Source organism: Shewanella algae, from assembly GCF_009183365.2.
GTDB classification, from domain to species: domain Bacteria; phylum Pseudomonadota; class Gammaproteobacteria; order Enterobacterales; family Shewanellaceae; genus Shewanella; species Shewanella algae.
Map to the genome: position 1 here is coordinate 1,479,167 of NZ_CP068230.1, position 15,384 is coordinate 1,494,550.

Below are 15,384 nucleotides of genomic sequence, written 5' to 3' on the forward strand. Positions count from 1 at the left end.
GGGTTCTGCCGGCCGGTGATTTTTAATCCTTTTTTGTTAGGTCTTTGTTTTTAAAAAACTTAAAAACATCTTTGACTAACAAAAATGTAACCTTGGGCCTTGCTGTTATTTAAAGAAGGCTGCAAACCAACTCGCGGAGAGGGTTTGCAGCTCTGGCTGTTGTCAGTCCTGGCGGCGATAGCGCTCGGCCATGGCGTTGGCAGCTATCATCGCCTGATAGACATCATCGACGCTGATAGCCATCGGCATATTGTCCATGGTATCGCCTTCGGCGCAGGCGATTTCGGCGACCTTGCGCCACTCTTCTTCGCAAAAGTGCTTCAGCCCCATATCTGCCAGAGTCAGCGGCAATCCAGCGGTTTTAATGATGCGGACAACATTGTCTATTTCACTCTGTGGAGCGTTTTCCAGCACCAGTTGGGTCAAGAGGCCAAAGACCACCTTCTCGCCATGTTGGGCGCCATGCAGCTCGGCAACCGCCGACATACCGTTGTTGACCGCATGCGCTGCCGCAAGGCCACCGGCTTCGGCGCCGACACCGCTTAAATAGATGGTTGCCTCTATGGTTTGCTCAAGCGCCGGGGTGACTATTTTGTTGTTTACCGCATCCATGGCGGCGGCAACGTTTTCACTCAGCAATTGATAGCACAGCTGCGCCAGTCCAAGGCCGGTACGCGAGGGCTTTTTTAACACCAGGTTAACGCCATCGGCCTGATAACAGGCCCTGGCTTCAAAGTAGGTGGCCAGGGCATCGCCTATACCCGCGGCAAAGAAACGCGCCGGTGCGGCGGCGATGATGCTGGTGTCGGCAATCACGGCATCCGGATTCTGTGGCAGGAATAGATAGCGTTCAAACTCACCCGCTTCGGTATAAATCACTGACAGAGCCGTACAGGGAGCATCGGTTGACGCTATGGTGGGGTAGAGAACGACGGGGTGCTTAAGGTGAAAGGCAACGGCCTTGGCGGCATCCAGGGTCTTACCGCCGCCGACACCCACTATTACGTTGGCATGAGCCTGCTCAGCCAGGGCGGCAAGCCGCTGGATCTCGGCTTCACTGCACTCGTAGTTGAATTTTTCCAGTTGGTTGCTGATGCCATTTTGCTCAAGACCCGTCAGGGCTTCATCCTCAAGCCTGCCGAGAATAAACTCATCGGCAATAATAAAAGCATTGTCGCCGAAGTCATGCACATATTCGTGCATTTTCGACAATAAGCCTTTGCCAATAATGAACTTTTTGGGAGATGTGACGGTACGTGGAACTGCTGTGCTCATATGGCCTCCATTACATTCAGACTCGGATCCTTGTTCAAAGAGACTCTATCACAGCCAAGATTTAAAGCTATGGCGCAACTGTCTGGTTTTTGTTGTGTTGGTGGCAATAAAAACTGGTTTTTGGTTTGAATGGCTAATTGGATAACTGGGATTTTTCTTTTATCTGGTGAGTCTGTGGCGCCAGTGGTCATGTCCTTGGCGGGCAAGGGGAGAGCGGCGGCAAGTTGTTTGCAGCCACCGTCTTTTGCATGAATGATGTTCGGCCGCTATCCATTTCCTTTAGGAGGGGATTGGCGGCATTGGTTCAACAGGGTTTGCAAGTGGCCACCGAGCTGCTGATCCTTGATATCAGTGCCGTTTTTCAGTAGCTGTTCGACATCTGCCAAAGCCTTGTCTATTCCCTGGGATTCGATAAGTGTGCTGACATAGGCGGCGAGATCCGCTCCTTTATTCAGCAGTGCGGCTGCGTTTTCAAAACTGAAGCCCTGCTCCAGTAACTGCTGAATTTGGCCGAGCAGCTCGCTGACCCTGGCGGGCTCGGCCAATACGCCATCGACCTGGATCAGTTCACCAAGCGGATCCAGGCTGAGCTTTTCAGCGACGCAGGCGGTTACCGAGCTGACCTCGGCGCTGCGATTGATGGCATCCAGACCTTGAGAGCGGATCTGCTCAATGGCTTGTTGCAACTCTTGATCTTTGGCGAGCCACTGCTGCTCCAGTTGCGCCTTTTCATCGGCGGCAAACCAGCCGCAGCCGGAGAGTGTGCCAAGGGCCAGGGCCGAAAACATCCAGAGAGCGGTTTTGGAGTTAGGGAAATACTTGCCTAAGGTGTTGGTTAGCTTCATTCACAGGACTCCTGCAAAGATTCTCAGAGTTCACAGTATCCGCCATCAGCCTTAAGCCGGGCTGAACAGTTTTGAGTCCTAGATACGGTTTGCGCGAGTGTGGGCTCGGCAGTGAGGCCAAAAAGATAGACAGGGAGCCTTGGCTCCCTGTCTTAAAGATTAAAGCCCGGCGAACGTAAAGGGCTTGGCCGTGACAAAGTCCGACAGCGCGTTACCTGAGTAGATGCTGTTGTTGTTGATGGTCAGCTTTTTCACTTCTTGTTGTTTATTGAAGTCGATGCCCTTCATATCGACCCAGAAGGTGTTGGGGGTTAAGGCGGTTTCAAAGTAATACACCCGATTTTTATGATCCGAGACCGAGCGCCAACGGGTCGAAGAGATATTCGGTTCAGTCTCGGAAGCTATACCGAAAGGCACAGAGGCGTTACGAATGACGCTGAAGGCGCCGGCAACCGCCACCCGGGTATTGGCTGTCTTGGGAATGGCATCCATATAGAAAGAGGCCCTGACAAACCGGTCGGCGGCGCGGTTGGTTCCCGGCAACATGGTAAAGCCGCCAATCTGTTGCCAATACTGGTTCAGTGCCAGTTGCTGCTCGAAGATGGGGGAGTTGGTCATCACCCGGTACTTTTGGTCGTGATGGATCACCAGCTTGCCATCTATGTACTCGAATATGGCACTGTCACCTGCGGCATCGGAAATTGACAGATGCAGGGTGGCAAAGCGTTGGGTACCGGGAATATTGGCGGAAACTACTACAAAAGGTTCGGCTCTCAGTGCATCGACGGCTTCGGCGACTGTGGCAAAGTTATCCAGCACATATTGCACCCAGGCGGCGACCGACAGGCCTTTTCGTTTACCCTGGTATTCGGGATAACTCGACTCTGCCAGCCATAACAGATTGGCCACCAGGCCCTTCTCATTCATGCCGTCGGTGCTGGAGATATCAAAGGCGCTGGTGACCAGGCTGCCGTAGCGTGAGGTCCAGGTGACTGAGTTGTCGCCGACCGCCCCATGGCGCTGCATGCCGCGGGGAAACAGCCACAGGCTCGCCGGGATTTCGTCGCGCCAGTCCATGGAGCGGGCAGTGATCACCAACTGTTCTTCGCCGTGATAGACGGCGCGGGTGCAGGCCTGCGCCGTCGTGCCGATAATCAGGATTAAGGCGCTGCTGATTAAAGTGATGAGTTTCCGATTCATAGTGACTTCCCTGTTTGATTGCTAAAGAGAGTTAAAGGTGTTGAACGCGTAATGGCAAGCCGGGTTGTTAATCCTGGCAATTATCTCAAGTGAAACAGCGCCTCCAAACCTGGGTTTTCTGTGTCTTCCCCCGGATGATACAGGTAGCAGCTGATGCGGGCATAGTTATCCAGATCGCCGCGCCACAGGCAGCTGGCTTCAATATCCCGCTCTTGTTGCTGAAAACGGATCCTAAGCACCTTGGCATCGCCGTTCAGCACCGGCTCTATGGCTGCTGTTCCTTGAATGCTTAAGCCTTCTATCTCCCGGCGCACCTTAAGTTCGCCGTCCTGCTCATAAATGCTCATCTTGCCCGTGTAGCTGGCATCTGAGTCAATGGCTTTGCCAACCAGCTGATAATTGCCCTGCAGATACTGCATAAAAAGCTCATCTACTTCGGCAAATGCCGCAGGTGCCAGGCAGAGGGAAAACAAGGGGAAAAACAATAGTGCCAAACGGCGAATAAACGGGTTATTCATTGACCTTCCTTAGATTTGTATATCTATAGCTATAGCTTGGTGCATCTTTGCTGCCGCTCTGGCAGCCCACTTACCGCTTTGATTGTTTCAGGGCCTTGTTGTGGTTGAAGTCGGCAGCGGCGCTTATCAGTGCCTTGAAAGCTGTTTCATCCAAGGATTGGTCCTGGGTAATATCTATGGCTCTACGCTGTTTGCCCTCAAGACCTGCATTAAACAGCTTGTGGGGATCCGGCAGCGAAGCGCCATTGGCAAATGTCAGTTTCAATTTGGCTTTGTATGACTCGCCGGTACAGAGTATGCCTTGGCTCGACCATACAGGTACGCCGGACGGGTTCGTTGGCTTTACCCATTTGCACTCTTCAACTACCTCGGGAATAGCTGCCTTGATAAGTTCGCGGATATGGCCAAGCATCTCGGCGCGCCAGCCGCCCAGGGCGGCAATCTTGTGGTCGATAGAAACACTACCGTCGGTTTGCTGCAATTTTTTGTCCATTTGTGTTCTCCCTGGCTCGCTTGCGAGTGCGAGCCTGACTCTGTGTTATCTGGCAGCAGGATAGACCAAGATGGACAAAGTTGCTCCAGCGAACGTCGATTCAATGGTCGCCAAGCAGTCTTGCAATCGCCTGCTGCGCCGCCGGTGCACACTTGATGATACCCACCATGTCTATCCAGTCCAGGCTTTCTATCTCGGCGGCGGTAATGATGTCGCCACTAAAGCCCGCGCTGAAACAATGCATGGTCAGCTCAGTGTTCTCGAAGCCGAAGGCCTTATCCGTAATGCTGAACCTGTGGCAAATGGTGTCTTGCTGCAGATTTATGCTGAGCTCTTCCTTCAACTCCCGAGTCAGGGCTTGTTCAAGGGTTTCACCCGGTTCAGGTTTGCCGCCGGGAATAAAGTACTTATCTTTGCCCTTGGATTTGACACACAAGACTTTACCGTCTTTTTCATATAGCCAGGCTACACTTTGCAATTGTTTCATGGGGTTCCTTGTTTACAACTAAAACCAAATCAATAACTGCCAGACTTTCCCCAGCAGACTCGGGAAGAGTCGCGGCAGTAACAGCGCCGTCAGGGCAAATACTGCCAGTGTCAGCCACCAACCCTGGCTGCCGATAAAGGCTTGGCCGTTGCTCCACAGGGCCAGATGTTTATTGGTTGCCAACCAAAGCAGTGCCGCGGTCGGCACGGCAAACACCAGAGCGGCCAGTTGCCCCATGAGCAGGCCAACAAGCCAACCGGAGTGGGTCTTGCTGCGCGCAGTTGATGACCCTTTGCCGCTGTTTCTATTTCGTGAGCTATGTTTCATGGGCGATGCTTTATTGATCGTGTGTTATGGACTGTTCATGTTCTTTATCTTTGCTCTTTATCTGAGAACAAGTGCTGTGGTGATTGCCCCTTTGATGTCTTTGGGGCGGCAAAATACTGTTGCGGTTGGATCAGTTTAACCCCCAACATATTGGCCAAATACTGCTCCAGAAACACCTTGTGACTGGCACCGACTATCACCAGCACCCGGCCTCCAGGGTTAGCTGCCACCACGCGCATGATGTGCGAGCTCATGTTGAGATTGCGTATCTCCCAAAGGGCAACCCGGGAGAGCGCCGCATCCTGGGTTAAATCTTTATCGATAAACAGGCTCCACTCCTGGTCAATGACGGCCCTCTGGTACTCCTGGCTGTTTAGCCAGGAAAAGAGCGGCAACCAATTACCTGTCTCAAGCGCCTCTGTCTTTAGCCTTTGTGGCTTGTTGATATAGTCGCTTTTGGCCAGAGCGGCGGCATGAGGCGACTGATTGTAAGACTCAAGCAGCCGCGCTTCGATGGGGCGGTAGAGATCTTTATCCAGATGATCATCTATCGGATAAATGCGCTTGAGCTTCAGTGCCATGGCCAGGTTGTTGCCAAGGGTGTTTTTCTCGTTATTGCTCGCGGCAAGTTGCTCCAGATAGTGCTGCAACTCGGTGGAAATCGTTGGGCTTGCCGCGGTTTTGTCCAAATAATGCCAGTGCAGCAGGGCTATCTCTTTGTGATAGGCTGCAACGGCCAACTTGATGAGCCTTGCTCGCTGAACAGGTTCAAGGCTTGTCTCGTCCAATAAGGGCTCCAGACTCTCAAGCGCCTTTTGCGCCGAGAGCCGCAACTCCTGCTGCTCCTTTATCGCCAGCGCCAGAAATCTTTGTCCCACAAAATAATCCAACACAGTCTGATACTCGCCTGAGCCGTTGATCATGGTGGCGATATCCTGTGGCCGCAGTGACTCTACTGCTATGGCCGTAGGCTGGTAACGGGAGAGTGGCTCGAGGATCGAGGACAGAGAGCGGCTGTCCAATTGCTGTTTGATATTGCTCAGGTGCAGGCTGCCAAGCACCATCACCTGGGTTTGCAGCTTACTCTTGGCACTGAGTTGTTGCAGTGCACTCTTTGTACTCTCTGCGCTTAAAGCGGCAGCTTCTGTGCCTGTCGCATGAGCTTGGGCAATACTCGATGCCGCCAGGCAGGCAAGAAGAAGCAGTACTTTGGTGGCCAAATTGAGTCTCCAAATTATGATTATTTTTTTACCCTATACCCGTGTTGGATACGAGCGGCGCCGGACTAAGAGGCTTTGCAACATCGGCTGGGCAGTATTTTGGGGTTTCACTAAGGGGGAGAGAGCCCGACTTTCCCTGTCGCATGCAACTGCCTGAAGTAACAGGCAGAGAATTGAGCCTTAGTCGTGAGCATCCAAGCACTAAAACATAAAAGCGTTAGCCGCTCTTGACTGGCGTCAGATTCGCGTCAAGCCATCCATTGCCAATGCCGTTTCAGGTTAATGGATAGCCACAGTGTATACAAGAGGGGAATACAAGAGTGTATAGACCGGGAAATTGGTAAACACTTTGTTCGGGGACATGGCTTACAGGCCAGCCTGCTGTGTTGTGCTTCTTGCAAAGGACTCGGGCCATTTGCTGCGAACCACGCCTTGCATTCAGGCCTGTAAGTCGACGCAGAGCACACATGGGACTTGTTCGCATCTTCCTTAGGTAGTGCATTTATTTTCTAAGCGCAGGTGGAACTTTGACCTTCCGGAGCATGGTTAGTAACGCATTGCGTTGGCTACGAACGAGAGGCATGAACGCCGAACTGGCTCATACCCAGGGAAGTGTATGGCCGAGGCAGAGCCTTGAGGGATAATGAGCCAGCTCACCCTCCTTGGTTCGTGCTCGAAAGCACCTTGCTCTAGCTACGCAACTAGCTACGCAACTAGCTATGCAACTCGTGCCATGTCACAGATGTGCCTGTGCGAAAATTTGCGGCATGTAATAGGAAAATCCACCGCCGTAAGCCCTGCAAGTGTTGGTGGGGAGAATTGTCCCTGTTGACTGAATACAAAAACACCCGCAACGGCGGGTGTTTGGGATATCACTGCTCTGTGGGAGCCACCGGTCTGATTTACAGTGCCATCTCTGGCACATGTTCCGGGACGATAAGCTTGCCGGCGGTTTTGGCAACTATCTCCTCGACACTCACACCAGGTGCCCGCTCCAGCAGGTGGAAGGCGCCGTCCTTGATTTCGATAAAGGCCAGGTCTGTCAGTACTCGCTTGATGCAGCCGTAACCTGTGAGCGGCAACTCGCATTTGCTCAGTAGTTTGGAGTTGCCATGTTTGTCGGCGTGCATCATGGTGACTATGATATTGTCGGCGCCGGCCACCAAGTCCATGGCGCCGCCCATGCCTTTAACCAGCTTGCCGGGGATCATCCATGAGGCGATAGAGCCTTCGACATCCACCTCGAACGCGCCCAGTACCGTGAGATCCACATGTCCGCCACGGATCATGGCGAAGCTCTCGGCGCTTGAGAAGAAAGACGCGCCCTTGACGGCGGTAACGGTTTGCTTGCCGGCGTTGATCAGATCCGGATCTATAGTGTCTTCGGTGGGGAATTCACCCATGCCCAAGAGGCCGTTTTCCGATTGCAGCATCACCTGCATGCCCTCGGGGATATAGTTGGCCACCAGAGTCGGGATACCTATCCCCAGGTTGACGTAGTAACCGTCTTTGAGTTCCTTGGCGACGCGTTGGGCCAGTTGTTCTCTTGAAAGTGCCATTTTGCTCTCCTGCCCTTATGCCTGTTTGACTGTGCGCTGTTCGATACGCTTCTCGAACACACCCTTGATGACGCGATCCACATAGATTCCCGGGGTGTGGATATGATCCGGGTTCAGCTCACCCGGCTCGACTATCTCTTCCACTTCCACCACAGTTATCTTGCCGGCGGTGGCCATCATGGGGTTGAAGTTGGCGGCTGTCTTGCGAAATACCAGGTTACCCATGGTATCGGCCTTCCAGGCGCGGATCAGCGCGAAGTCGGCGGTCAGAGCATCTTCCAGCACATAGTGGCGGCCATTGATTTCGCGGGTCTCTTTGCCCTCGGCCACCGGGGTGCCGTAGCCGGTGGCGGTAAAGAAGGCGGGGATCCCGGCGCCGCCGGCGCGGATCTTCTCCGCCAGAGTGCCTTGCGGAGTAAGGATTACATTGAGTTCGCCACTGAGCATCTGCCGCTCAAAGGTGGCGTTTTCACCCACATAGGAGGCGATCATTGTGCTTATCTGCTTATGTTGCAGCAGCAGCCCCAGTCCGAAGTCGTCCACCCCGGCGTTATTGGAGATGGCGGTCAGGCCGCTAACGCCCAGTTTGACCATTTGATTGATAAGGCCTTCGGGAATGCCGCAAAGGCCAAAACCGCCCACCATGACTGTCATATCATTGGTGAGACCTGCGAGCGCTTCGTCGTAGCTGCCGACAACTTTATTGAGTCCTGCCATAGTGATGTCCTTGCTGTTTATTATCTGTCGTTATACTGCTTATCTGTTGTGCCACCTGGAGGCCTTAAGCTCCCAGGGCTCTGGCTACTTTTGAACCGGTTTGCCGTCCAAGCTGCTGGCTTATCTGCCGTCCGGCCTGGGCCAGTTTGTTGAGATCTATGCCTGTGTCTATACCCATACCATGCAGCATGTAGACAAGATCTTCACTGGCCAGATTACCGGATGCGCCTTTGGCATAGGGGCAGCCACCGAGTCCGGCGACCGAGGTATCTATTACACTGACGCCGGTTTCCAGGCAGGCGAGAATGTTGGCCAGCGCCTGACCGTAGGTGTCATGGAAGTGTAGCGCCAAGCGCTCTACCGGTACGCGCTCGGCCACGGTTTCCACCATTTTTCGGGCCTTGAGCGGTGTACCTACGCCTATGGTGTCGCCGAGGGATATTTCATAGCAGCCCAATTGATGCAGAATGTCGGCGACCCGAGCCACTTCTGCCGGGGCGATTTCACCATCATAGGGGCAACCCAATACGCAGGAAACATAGCCGCGAACCCGAATACCTTGCTCCTTGGCCCGGCTCAGCAGGGGCTCGAAGCGGGCGATGGACTCTTCGATGGAGCAGTTGATGTTCTTCTGGCTGAAGCCTTCGGAGGCGGCGGCAAATACTGCAACTTCATCGGCGCCGGCATCCAGCGCCAACTCCAGGCCCTTGAGATTGGGAGTCAGGGCGCTGTAGCAGACGCCGGCGCGGCGTGAAATGCCGCGCAGCACCTCGCCCGAGTCTGCCATTTGCGGCACCCACTTGGGCGACACAAAGCTGGCGGCTTCGATGCGTTTCACCCCGGCATCGGCCAGGGCTTCAATCAGGGCTATCTTGGCCTGAGTGCTGACCGAGGTTTCATTTTGCAGGCCGTCTCTTGGGCCTACTTCAAACAGGCTTACCTTTGGAGGCAGCATTTTAAGCCTCCTTGAGTTGTTCGCTGAGCTCCAGCAACTGGGCGCCATCGCTGACCAGTTCGCCGGGCTGGAAGAAAAACTCACTCACAGTGCCATCGAAAGGCGCGGCTATGGTGTATTCCATCTTCATCGCTTCCATCACCATCAGCCCCTGGCCCGCCTTAACGCTGTCGCCCACAGCCACTAGGTGGGTGACTATGGTGCCATTCATCGGCGCCTTGAGCAGATCGGCGTGGTTGGCCTGCTCTTCTTCCAGTTCATTCTGAATGGCGCGGAAATGACAGGCGTTAAGCTCGCCGGAGCGGCCAAGCAGGGTAAAGTCCATGCCCTGGCGGCTGATTCGCTGGCTGCTGATATGCCCATCGACCACACAGCGAAGCGCGTCACCACCGGCCTCATCTGTGCTCAGCTCGCCTTCGATAACCAGGGTTTGGCCATCCAGTGTCAGTTGCCAGCTATCGGCCTTGGCCAGCTCAGTCAGCTGCAGGTGATGAATATGGTGTTCATCGTCCATCAGGGCAATATCGTGGCGCTTGGCGCAGTTGAGTCTAAAGCCACTGGCGCTGCCCCAGGGCGAGGAAGGGTCCTGACTGTTTGCCTGTTTGGCCTGGGAGTCGCGTTTGCGCCACAGCATTTCATACAGGGCGGCTTTGGCCAGCAGCGGCAAGGGCAGGGCGCTGTCTTTCGCTTGAGGCAGCAGCTGTGCTTGATAGCGCTCAATAAAATCTGTGCTGAAGTCGGCGCCGGCAAAGGCCGGGTGAGCGGCGATTTTACCCAGGAAACCGATATTGTGTTTCAGGCCGGTGAGCTGGAAGTCATCCAGAGCCCTTTGCAGGCGCTGCAGCGCTCTTGGGCGTGACTCATCCCAAACAATCAGCTTGGCTATCATGGGATCGTAGAAGTTGGAGATTTCATCGCCTTCACGGATCCCTGAGTCGATACGCACATGGCGCGATGGTTTGGGCTCGCGCAGGAAGTTGAGCTTGCCGCTGGCGGGCAGGAAGTCGTTATCCGGATCTTCGGCATAAATTCGCACTTCAAAGGCATGGCCATTAATGGCAACTTGCTCCTGAGTCAGGGGCAGAGGCTCTCCGGCGGCGATCAAAAGTTGCCAGTGCACCAGATCTGTCTCTGTCACCAGCTCGGTAACAGGATGCTCTACCTGCAAACGGGTATTCATCTCCATAAAGAAGAAGCTGCCGTCTTCCTCTGTGGCATGGGTGTCCAGCAGAAACTCGACCGTGCCTGCGCCCACATAGTCGATGGCGCGGGCGGCGGCCACGGCGGCTTCACCCATGCGGCGACGCAGGGCGTCGCTGAGGCCGGGGGCCGGCGCTTCTTCCACCACTTTTTGGTGGCGGCGCTGAATCGAGCAGTCCCTGTCTGACAGATAGATGGCATTGCCCTGGGTGTCGGCAAATACCTGTACTTCCACATGGCGCGGCTGCTCCAGATAACGCTCCATCAACAGCTTGTCATTGCCAAAACTGGAGGCGGCTTCACGGCGGGCCGAGTCGATGGCCGACTTGACTTCCGTCAGGCTGCGGACAATCCGCATTCCCTTGCCGCCGCCACCGAAGGCGGCCTTGATCAGCAGCGGGAAACCGATTTTTTCGGCTTCACTGAGCAGCACTTCATCGCTCTGGTCATCACCATGATAGCCGGGCACCAGCGGCACTCCGGCGCGGCCCATGATGAGTTTGGCGGCGCTCTTGCTGCCCATGGCTTCTATGGAATCGGCCTTGGGACCGATAAAGGCGATATTGGCCCGTTCACAGGCGGCGGCAAAAGCGGCGTTTTCCGACAGAAAACCATAACCCGGGTGGATCGCCTCGGCGCCACAGGCCTTGGCGATATCGATAATGGCATCGCCCTTGAGGTAGGAGTCGGCCGGTGCCGAGCCCCCCAGATAAAAGGCTTCATCGGCCATGGCCACGTGGGCGGCATGGCGATCGGCATCCGAGAACAGTGCGACAGTGCGTACACCCAATGACCTGGCGGTACGTATGATGCGACAGGCAATTTCGCCGCGGTTGGCAATCAGAATCTTGTTGAACATCTTACATCCTTCCTTAGTCACGGCGCTCTGGCGGGTTCGAGCTATTGCCTGGATTGCAACTGGAGTTGCTGCCCGTATTGTTACTTGTGCCTTGCCAGTTCGGCGGGCGTTTTTCGAAAAAGGCGTTCAGCCCTTCCTGGCCTTCAGCAGACACCCGGATCCGGGCGATGGCCTCGCCGGTGAGCGCCAGCGTCTGTTCATCTATCAGTCCGTGGCGGATATCGCTTATCAGCTGTTTGCACCAGTTGAGCGCCTGCGGACTGTTGCCCAGCAGTGACTCGATAAGGGGCGCTGCGGCGGCCTCGAGATCGTCTGCTACCTGATGCACCAGTTGCAAAGTCTTGGCGGCTTCGGCATCGAAACGCTCTGCGGTCAACATATAACGTCTCGCCTGACGCTCGCCCATGGCGCGGCGCACATAGGGGCTGATGACCGCCGGGATCAGGCCAAGCTTCACCTCTGACAGGCAAAAGCTGGCCTTGGGCGTCGCAATGGCGATATCGCAGCAACACACCAGCCCAAGCGCTCCGCCAAAGGCCGCGCCCTGCACCAGGGCCAATGACGGTTTGGGGAATTGATCCAGAGTGGCCATCAACCGGGCCAACTCGGCGGCATCTTTGAGGTTGTCGTCAAAGTCCATCGCCGCCTGTTTGCGCATCCAGTTCAGGTCGGCGCCGGCGCTGAAATGTTTGCCGTTGGCTTTCAGCAGCAGCACCCGGCAGGCGGGATCCCGGGCCAGGGACTCCAGCGCATGAATGAGCTCGGCAATCATCACTTCATCGAAGGCGTTGGCCAGCTGAGGGCGATTCATCACCAGGGATGAAACGCCGCGGGAGTCGGTGGTTAAGGTCAGATATTGATAATCCATTCCGGCCTCCATTACATGCGGAACACGCCGAAACGTGTGTCCTCTATGGGCGCATTCAGCGCCGCCGACAATGCCAGGCCGACCACATCCCGGGTCTGGGCCGGGTCGATAATGCCGTCGTCCCACAAACGGGCGCTGGCATGGTAGGGGTGACCCTCTTTATCGTACTGGGCTATCACCGGAGCCTTGAAGGCGGCTTCTTCCTCGGCGCTCATGGTCTGCCCCTTGCGGGCCAGGCCGTCTTTACGTACTGTGGCCAGCACTCCGGCGGCTTGTTCGCCTCCCATTACTGAGATGCGGGCGTTGGGCCACATCCACATCATGGTGGGTTCAAAGGCGCGACCGCACATGCCGTAGTTACCGGCGCCGTAGGAACCGCCGATGATCACGGTAAACTTGGGCACAGTGGCGCAGGATACTGCGGTCACCATTTTTGCACCGTGTTTGGCTATGCCTTCATGCTCATATTTCTTGCCGACCATAAAGCCGGTAATGTTTTGTAAAAACAGCAGTGGGATCTTGCGCTGGCAGCAGAGCTCGATGAAGTGAGCGCCTTTTTGCGCCGACTCGGAAAACAGAATGCCGTTGTTGGCCACTATGCCTACCGGGTAGCCATGAATACGGGCAAAACCGCACACCAGAGTGGCACCGTAACCGGCCTTGAACTCGTCGAAGTCCGAGTCATCGACGATGCGGGCAATCACTTCTTTGACATCGAAGGGCTTTTTCAAGTCGGTGCCGACTATGCCGTAGAGCTCATGAATATCGTACTTGGGTGGCTTTACCTGGCTCAGAGTCTGGGCAATCTGCTTTTGGTGATTGAGGCGGGAGACGGCATTGCGGGCCAACTCCAGCGCGTGGTCGTCATTTTGCGCCAGATGATCGGCCACACCGCTTATCTTGGTGTGTACCTCGGCGCCGCCGAGCTCTTCGGCACTGACCTCTTCACCTGTGGCGGCTTTCACCAGCGGCGGGCCGGCCAAAAAGATGGTGCCCTGTTCACGGACAATAATCGATTCATCGGCCATCGCCGGCACATAGGCGCCACCTGCGGTACACAGGCCCATGACCACGGCGATTTGTGGGATCCCTTTGGAGGACATGCGGGCCTGATTGAAGAAGATACGGCCGAAGTGATCCCTGTCCGGAAATACTTCATCCTGGCGCGGCAGGTTGGCACCGCCCGAGTCCACCAGATAGATGCAGGGCAGGTGACAGCGCTCGGCTATCTCCTGAGCCCGCAGGTGTTTTTTCACCGTCAGCGGGTAGTAAGTGCCGCCTTTGACCGTGGCGTCGTTGGCGATAATCATGCACTCGACTCCGCTGACCCGGCCGATCCCGGCTATGATGCCGGCGGCGGGCACTTCTTCGTCATAGACTTCGAAGGCAGCGAACTGGCTCAGTTCCAGAAATGGTGAGCCGGGATCCAGAAGTTTCTCTACCCGGGTGCGCGGCGCCAGTTTACCGCGAGACAGATGGCGCTCCATGGCCACAGGGCCACCGCCTTCGACTATCTTGTTGAGCTTTTGTTGGACATCGGCCACCAGGTGGGACATGGCGGCTTGTTTTTCCCTGAATTCATCGCTGCGGGCGTTGATTCTACTGCTGATTTGAGGCACGACTTGTCATCCTTTTCGACTGAATGGGGGAGCGTGAAGGGCCGCTTGAACGGCCCCGGCATTCGCCATTACTTGGTTTCGTTGAACAGCTCGCGGCCGATGAGCATGCGGCGGATTTCCGAAGTACCGGCGCCGATTTCATAGAGCTTGGCATCGCGCAACAGGCGACCTGTAGCGTATTCATTGATATAGCCGTTGCCGCCCAGCAGCTGAATGGCGTCCAGTGCCATCTTGGTGGCGAGCTCGGCGCTGTAGAGAATGGCACCGGCGGCATCTTTACGTGTGGTTTCGCCGCGATCGCAGGACTTGGCGACGTTATAGATATAGGACTTAGCGGCATTCATGCCTGTATACATGTCGGCCAGTTTGCCCTGCACCAGTTGGAATTCGCCGATGGATTTGCCGAACTGCACCCGCTCGTGCATATAGGGCATCACTATGTCCATGCAGGCGGTCATTATCCCAAGAGGGCCGCCGCTGAGCACCACCCGCTCGTAATCCAGGCCGCTCATCAGTACCTTTACACCCTGGTTGAGGCCGCCGAGAATATTTTCTTCCGGGACTTCGCAGTCTTCGAATACCAGTTCACAGGTGTTGGAGCCGCGCATTCCCAGCTTGTCGAGCTTCTGCGCCTGGGAGAAGCCTTTGAAGCCGCGCTCGACGATAAAGGCGGTAATCCCGTGCGGGCCCTTGTCCAAGTCGGTTTTGGCGTAAATCACATAGGTGTGGGCATCCGGGCCATTGGTGATCCACATTTTATTGCCGTTGAGAATGTAACGGTCGCCTTCCTTGCGGGCATGCAGCTTCATGGAAACCACGTCCGAACCTGCGTTGGGTTCACTCATCGCCAGTGCGCCTATATGCTCGCCGTTGACCAGTTTGGGCAGGTATTTTTCCTTCTGGGCCTGATTGCCGTTGCGGTTGATCTGGTTGACGCACAGGTTGGAGTGGGCGCCGTAGGATAAACCTATGGACGCCGAAGCGCGGGATATCTCTTCCATGGCCACTACGTGCGCCAGATAACCCATGTTGGCACCGCCGAACTCTTCTGGGACTGTTATCCCAAGCAGCCCCATGTCGCCGAACTGAGGCCAAAGCTCGTTGGGGAAGGCGTTGTCCTGATCCACCTTGGCGGCAATGGGGGCGATTTCATTGGCGGCGAAACCGTTGACTGCATCCCGCAGCATATCGATTTCTTCACCGAGTCCAAAGTTGAGGCTTGAGTAGAGAGAGTTCATTGGC

Annotated in this window: 15 protein-coding genes; all 15 read right to left on the minus strand. The window is 55.5% G+C overall.

The annotated features are described in order from the left end of the window. Positions 1–162: 162 nt before the first annotated feature. The 15 genes from E1N14_RS06635 to E1N14_RS06705 all read right to left on the minus strand — a co-directional run bounded on the left by E1N14_RS06635 (position 163) and on the right by E1N14_RS06705 (position 15,380). Positions 163–1,275 (minus strand): glycerol dehydrogenase, encoded by a 1,113-nt coding sequence (locus E1N14_RS06635; protein ID WP_062793302.1) that lies wholly within the window; start codon positions 1,273–1,275, stop codon positions 163–165. A 266-nt stretch (positions 1,276–1,541) separates the two neighbouring features. Beyond that, the gene (locus E1N14_RS06640) at positions 1,542–2,120 is read right to left on the minus strand and encodes a hypothetical protein (protein ID WP_025009406.1); all 579 of its coding nucleotides are present in this window, start codon (positions 2,118–2,120) and stop codon (positions 1,542–1,544) included. A 159-nt stretch (positions 2,121–2,279) separates the two neighbouring features. Next, positions 2,280–3,320 (minus strand): linear amide C-N hydrolase, encoded by a 1,041-nt coding sequence (locus E1N14_RS06645; RefSeq protein WP_025009405.1) that lies wholly within the window; start codon positions 3,318–3,320, stop codon positions 2,280–2,282. 80 nt (positions 3,321–3,400) lie between these two features. Continuing rightward, the gene (locus E1N14_RS06650) at positions 3,401–3,838 is read right to left on the minus strand and encodes a hypothetical protein (RefSeq protein ID WP_025009404.1); all 438 of its coding nucleotides are present in this window, start codon (positions 3,836–3,838) and stop codon (positions 3,401–3,403) included. Positions 3,839–3,908: 70 nt separating this feature from the next. Then, positions 3,909–4,331, minus strand: coding sequence for a DUF1801 domain-containing protein (locus E1N14_RS06655; RefSeq protein ID WP_025009403.1), 423 nt, complete (start codon positions 4,329–4,331; stop codon positions 3,909–3,911). Between the two features lie 100 nt (positions 4,332–4,431). Then, positions 4,432–4,818 carry an NUDIX hydrolase gene (locus E1N14_RS06660; protein WP_025009402.1) on the minus strand — a complete coding sequence of 129 codons (387 nt, stop codon included), beginning with the start codon at positions 4,816–4,818 and terminating at the stop codon, positions 4,432–4,434. A gap of 18 nt (positions 4,819–4,836) precedes the next feature. Continuing rightward, a complete protein-coding gene (locus E1N14_RS06665; protein WP_025009401.1) occupies positions 4,837–5,145 on the minus strand; it encodes a hypothetical protein in 309 nt (102 codons plus the stop codon). 44 nt (positions 5,146–5,189) lie between these two features. Further along, complete coding sequence (locus tag E1N14_RS06670; protein WP_062793301.1) at positions 5,190–6,365, minus strand: DUF5694 domain-containing protein; 1,176 nt, start codon at positions 6,363–6,365, stop codon at positions 5,190–5,192. A 902-nt stretch (positions 6,366–7,267) separates the two neighbouring features. Further along, positions 7,268–7,924 (minus strand): CoA transferase subunit B, encoded by a 657-nt coding sequence (locus tag E1N14_RS06675; RefSeq protein WP_025009400.1) that lies wholly within the window; start codon positions 7,922–7,924, stop codon positions 7,268–7,270. Positions 7,925–7,939: 15 nt separating this feature from the next. Continuing rightward, positions 7,940–8,641 carry a CoA transferase subunit A gene (locus E1N14_RS06680; RefSeq protein ID WP_025009399.1) on the minus strand — a complete coding sequence of 234 codons (702 nt, stop codon included), beginning with the start codon at positions 8,639–8,641 and terminating at the stop codon, positions 7,940–7,942. Between the two features lie 64 nt (positions 8,642–8,705). Next, positions 8,706–9,596: a hydroxymethylglutaryl-CoA lyase gene (locus tag E1N14_RS06685; RefSeq protein WP_025009398.1), complete on the minus strand. Its 891-nt coding sequence runs from the start codon at positions 9,594–9,596 to the stop codon at positions 8,706–8,708. A gap of 1 nt (position 9,597) precedes the next feature. After that, complete coding sequence (locus E1N14_RS06690) at positions 9,598–11,655, minus strand: acetyl/propionyl/methylcrotonyl-CoA carboxylase subunit alpha (protein ID WP_037436433.1); 2,058 nt, start codon at positions 11,653–11,655, stop codon at positions 9,598–9,600. Positions 11,656–11,668: 13 nt separating this feature from the next. Then, on the minus strand, positions 11,669–12,523 hold the full coding sequence (locus E1N14_RS06695) for an enoyl-CoA hydratase-related protein (RefSeq protein ID WP_238336388.1): 855 nt from the start codon (positions 12,521–12,523) through the stop codon (positions 11,669–11,671). 11 nt (positions 12,524–12,534) lie between these two features. Further along, the gene (locus E1N14_RS06700) at positions 12,535–14,142 is read right to left on the minus strand and encodes a carboxyl transferase domain-containing protein (RefSeq protein WP_025009397.1); all 1,608 of its coding nucleotides are present in this window, start codon (positions 14,140–14,142) and stop codon (positions 12,535–12,537) included. Positions 14,143–14,210: 68 nt separating this feature from the next. Then, on the minus strand, positions 14,211–15,380 hold the full coding sequence (locus E1N14_RS06705) for an isovaleryl-CoA dehydrogenase (protein ID WP_025009396.1): 1,170 nt from the start codon (positions 15,378–15,380) through the stop codon (positions 14,211–14,213). Positions 15,381–15,384 lie beyond the last annotated feature (4 nt).

Coding starts and splice junctions, on each gene's coding strand:
- E1N14_RS06635 (WP_062793302.1), bottom strand. CDS start 1,275: ATGAGCACAGCAGTTCCACGTACCGTCACATCTCCCAAAAAGTTCATT.
- E1N14_RS06640 (WP_025009406.1), bottom strand. CDS start 2,120: ATGAAGCTAACCAACACCTTAGGCAAGTATTTCCCTAACTCCAAAACC.
- E1N14_RS06645 (WP_025009405.1), bottom strand. CDS start 3,320: ATGAATCGGAAACTCATCACTTTAATCAGCAGCGCCTTAATCCTGATT.
- E1N14_RS06650 (WP_025009404.1), bottom strand. CDS start 3,838: ATGAATAACCCGTTTATTCGCCGTTTGGCACTATTGTTTTTCCCCTTG.
- E1N14_RS06655 (WP_025009403.1), bottom strand. CDS start 4,331: ATGGACAAAAAATTGCAGCAAACCGACGGTAGTGTTTCTATCGACCAC.
- E1N14_RS06660 (WP_025009402.1), bottom strand. CDS start 4,818: ATGAAACAATTGCAAAGTGTAGCCTGGCTATATGAAAAAGACGGTAAA.
- E1N14_RS06665 (WP_025009401.1), bottom strand. CDS start 5,145: ATGAAACATAGCTCACGAAATAGAAACAGCGGCAAAGGGTCATCAACT.
- E1N14_RS06675 (WP_025009400.1), bottom strand. CDS start 7,924: ATGGCACTTTCAAGAGAACAACTGGCCCAACGCGTCGCCAAGGAACTC.
- E1N14_RS06680 (WP_025009399.1), bottom strand. CDS start 8,641: ATGGCAGGACTCAATAAAGTTGTCGGCAGCTACGACGAAGCGCTCGCA.
- E1N14_RS06685 (WP_025009398.1), bottom strand. CDS start 9,596: ATGCTGCCTCCAAAGGTAAGCCTGTTTGAAGTAGGCCCAAGAGACGGC.
- E1N14_RS06690 (WP_037436433.1), bottom strand. CDS start 11,655: ATGTTCAACAAGATTCTGATTGCCAACCGCGGCGAAATTGCCTGTCGC.
- E1N14_RS06695 (WP_238336388.1), bottom strand. CDS start 12,523: ATGGATTATCAATATCTGACCTTAACCACCGACTCCCGCGGCGTTTCA.
- E1N14_RS06705 (WP_025009396.1), bottom strand. CDS start 15,380: ATGAACTCTCTCTACTCAAGCCTCAACTTTGGACTCGGTGAAGAAATC.